This is a genomic window from Aestuariivirga sp. (genome assembly GCF_046093005.1).
Taxonomy (GTDB): Bacteria; Pseudomonadota; Alphaproteobacteria; order Rhizobiales; family Aestuariivirgaceae; genus Aestuariivirga.
Genome location: NZ_JBJTER010000143.1, coordinates 1 through 3,527 on the forward strand (window position 1 = coordinate 1; position 3,527 = coordinate 3,527).

The following is a 3,527-nucleotide window of genomic DNA, read 5'->3' on the forward strand; positions in this document are numbered from 1 at the left end:
CAACAACACAACCCCACCCCGCGGGCTGGATTCACAAAACCGATGAAGCAATTGCTCTCAGGCTTCGGCCTTCCGCTTCAGCACCTGGCTGCACTTGTAGAGCCCGGTCATCAGGTCAATGTGATGCGGGCGGCGGAGCTCGCCCGATTTCTTGTCCTCCACCCAGGTGACGGTGGGCAGCTGATGGCCGGACCGGCGCATGCCGATGCGGCTCTTGGACATTTTCTTGCGTGGAACGGCCATGTTGAAACTCCATAAGAAAAAAGCGCGGGGGAACTGCCCACGCCTTGCGGATGGGCGACCTCATAACCGAGACGGCGGCGCAAGGCAAGTGAGATAGGGGCCAATCCCGGCCATGCGCACCAGGATGCGGCTGGCGATGGCCCGCACCCCCTTGGAGGGCTTGCCGGCATTTCGCCTGATCGGGTTGGGCAGCACCGCGGCCAGCCGGGCGGCTTCGGTTTTATTGAGCTTTTTCGCGGGCTTGCCAAAATGATGCCAGGCGGCGGCCTCGGCCCCATAGACGCCCGGCGCCCATTCCACGATGTTGAGATAGATTTCCATCATCCGGCGCTTGGACCATATCAGGTCCATCCACATGGCCAGCGGCAGCTCCAGCACCTTGCGGATGGCGAAGCGGCCGTCCCACAGGAACAGGTTCTTGGCGGTCTGCATGGGGATGGTCGAGGCGCCGCGCACCGGGGCCTCGTCCCTTTCCAGCGCATCGTCGATGACGCTCTGGAACTCGATCCAGTCCACCCCGCGGTGCTGGCAGAAGCGGGCGTCCTCGGAGGCGATCACGGCGCGCGGCAGCCAGGGCGACATCTCATCGAGGCTCACCCATTGCTTGTCGATTCCGGCGCCGCCCAGCGCCCGGAGCAGCATGACATTGCTGAAGGGCGGCGGCGCCACCGCATAGACCAGCGTCATGACGATCGGCCAGGCGACGAGAAATCCGAGCCCATAGAGCGCCCAGCGCAAGGCGCGCGGCCAGCCCCGCCGGGGGGCGGCCACGCCCTCGCTTTCCGCGGCAAGGGCGGCGGCGGCTGGTTGAGTTTCCTCGCTCATGATCCTAATGAGGAGCGGCCTTAGCACAGGATTTGCCCCGTGTCCTTTCAGGATGCCCTCGCCCGCACGGCCGCCGATACCGATGCCCTGCTCGACCGGCTGCTGCCGCCTGGGGCCTTTCCGGCGCCGCGGGTGACGGAAGCCATGCGCTATGCCGCGCTGGGCCAGGGCAAGCGGCTCCGGCCCTTCCTGCTGGTCGAGTCCGCAAGCCTGTTTGACGTGCCGCGGTCCCGGGCGCTCAGGGCCGGGGCGGCGCTCGAATGCGTGCATTGCTATTCGCTGGTGCATGACGATCTGCCCGCCATGGACGATGACGATCTGCGGCGCGGCAAGCCCACCGCCCACAAGGCCTTCGACGAGGCCACCGCCATTCTGGCGGGTGACGCGCTGCTGACCTATGCCTTCGAAATCCTTAGCGATCCCGAAACCCACCCTGACCCGGGGATGAGGATCGCGCTGGTTTCGGGCCTCGCGAAAGCGGCGGGCGTGGCGGGCATGGTGGGCGGCCAGATGCTGGACATCGCGGCCGAAACCGGCGGGGCGCAGGAGCTTTCAGCCATCACCGAAATCCAGTCGCTCAAGACCGGCGCGCTGTTTCGCTTCGCCTGCGAGGCGGGCGCCATACTGGGCGGGGCGGATCCGGCACCGCTGACCCGCTATGCCGCGAAGATCGGCCTCGCCTTCCAGATCGCCGATGACATTCTCGATGTTGAATCCACGCCCGAAGCCCTCGGCAAGGCCACCCAGAAGGACAAGGTCATGGGCAAGGCCACCTTCGTCGATCTCCTGGGCCTCGACGGCGCCAAAGCGCGGGCCCATGCGCTGGTGGACGAGGCGATCGCCAGCCTCGCGCCCTACGGCGATCTGGCCGCGACACTGACGGAGGCCGCGCGCTTTATCGTCAGCCGCCGCAAATAGGCCTGGCCCGGCAGTGGGGTCAACTGAGACAGAGCACAAAGGATATGGCTCCACAGAAGAGGCGGGACACGCCGTTGAGATGCCAAAGCAGGCGCAAGAACCGCCCAAAATAAATGCCCCGTGCGTTTTCTGAGGGCGCACGGGGCCGATGTGATTTGAGCCGTTCGAAGGTCAGATCTCTGCTGCCGCAATCTCCCCCGTTCCGTTGACCGCCGCCATGAGGCGGTGATTCGGTGGAAAGCGCAAGCTTCAGTGGGCGCGGGCCGCGCCCTCCCCCGCCTTCTCGGCGGCGGCACGGGCGGCGGCTGCCGCTTCTTCCGCCTCCTCGTCCCAGGTGATGGGCTCCGGCATGCGCACCAGCGCATGCTGCAGCACCTCGTCCATGCGCGAGACCGGGATGATCTCGAGACCCTTCTTCACGTTTTCGGGAATCTCCGCCAGATCCTTCACGTTCTCCTCGGGGATCATCACCTTCTTGATCCCGGCGCGCAGCGCCGCGAGCAGCTTCTCCTTGAGGCCGCCGATCGGCAGCACGCGGCCGCGCAGCGTGATCTCGCCGGTCATCGCCACGTCCTTCCGGACCGGAATGCCGGTCATCACCGAGACGATGGCGGTCACCATGGCGATGCCCGCCGACGGGCCGTCCTTGGGTGTCGCCCCTTCCGGCACATGCACGTGGATGTCGCGCTTGTCGAACACCGGCGGCTTGACGCCGATGGTCGCGGCGCGCGAGCGCACATAGGACGAGGCGGCCGAGATCGACTCCTTCATCACGTCGCGCAGATTGCCGGTCACCGTCATCTTGCCTTTTCCGGGCATCATCAGGGCTTCGATCGTCAGGATCTCGCCGCCGACTTCGGTCCAGGCAAGGCCGGTCACCACGCCCACCTGGTCCTCGCGCTCGGCTTCGCCGTAGCGGAACTTCGGCACGCCGAGATACTGGTGCACCACTTCGGGCGTCACCTGGATCTTCTTCTTCTTGGAGGTGATGATCTCCTTCACCGCCTTGCGGGCGAGCGAATTCACCTCACGCTCCAGGTTGCGCACGCCCGCCTCGCGGGTGTAGCGGCGGATCACCTCGTAGAGGGCCTCCTCCGTCACCTCGAACTCCTTGGGCTGAAGCCCGTGGTGTTCGGCCGCCTTGGGCAGCAGGTGGCGCTTGGCGATCTCGAGCTTCTCTTCCTCCGTGTAGCCCGCGATCCGGATGATCTCCATGCGGTCGAGCAGCGCCGGCGGAATGTTGAGCGTGTTGGACGTGGTCACGAACATCACATTCGAGAGGTCGTATTCGACCTCCAGATAGTGGTCCATGAATGTCGAGTTCTGTTCGGGATCCAGGACCTCGAGCAGCGCCGCCGACGGATCGCCGCGGAAATCCATGCCCATCTTGTCGATCTCGTCGAGCAGAACGCGACGTTCATGGACCACTATCTGGAGGTCGAATATGATCTCTCGAACGTGATGTTCGTGACCACGTCGAACACGCTCAACATTCCGCCGGCCCTGCTTGACCGCATGGAGATCATCCGGATCGCCGGCTA

General features: G+C 65.2%; 4 protein-coding genes. 1 reads left to right on the forward strand and 3 read right to left on the reverse strand.

Annotated features, from left to right (window positions below; translation table 11 throughout):
- Positions 1-57: 57 nt before the first annotated feature.
- Both rpmF and mtgA read right to left on the reverse strand, forming a co-directional pair.
- Entirely contained in the window at positions 58-243 is a 186-nt protein-coding gene (rpmF, locus tag ACKOED_RS12150) for a 50S ribosomal protein L32 (protein WP_408916857.1), read from the reverse strand.
- A gap of 60 nt (positions 244-303) precedes the next feature.
- Positions 304-1,068, reverse strand: coding sequence for a monofunctional biosynthetic peptidoglycan transglycosylase (gene mtgA / locus ACKOED_RS12155; protein ID WP_408916858.1), 765 nt, complete (start codon positions 1,066-1,068; stop codon positions 304-306).
- 39 nt (positions 1,069-1,107) lie between these two features.
- Between mtgA and ACKOED_RS12160 the strand changes: the two genes are divergently transcribed.
- Positions 1,108-1,986 carry a polyprenyl synthetase family protein gene (locus tag ACKOED_RS12160; protein ID WP_408916859.1) on the forward strand — a complete coding sequence of 293 codons (879 nt, stop codon included), beginning with the start codon at positions 1,108-1,110 and terminating at the stop codon, positions 1,984-1,986.
- 249 nt (positions 1,987-2,235) lie between these two features.
- Here ACKOED_RS12160 and ACKOED_RS12165 read toward each other — a convergent pair.
- On the reverse strand, positions 2,236-3,527 hold a 1,292-nt coding region (locus ACKOED_RS12165; protein ID WP_408916860.1), incomplete at its 5' end, for a S16 family serine protease.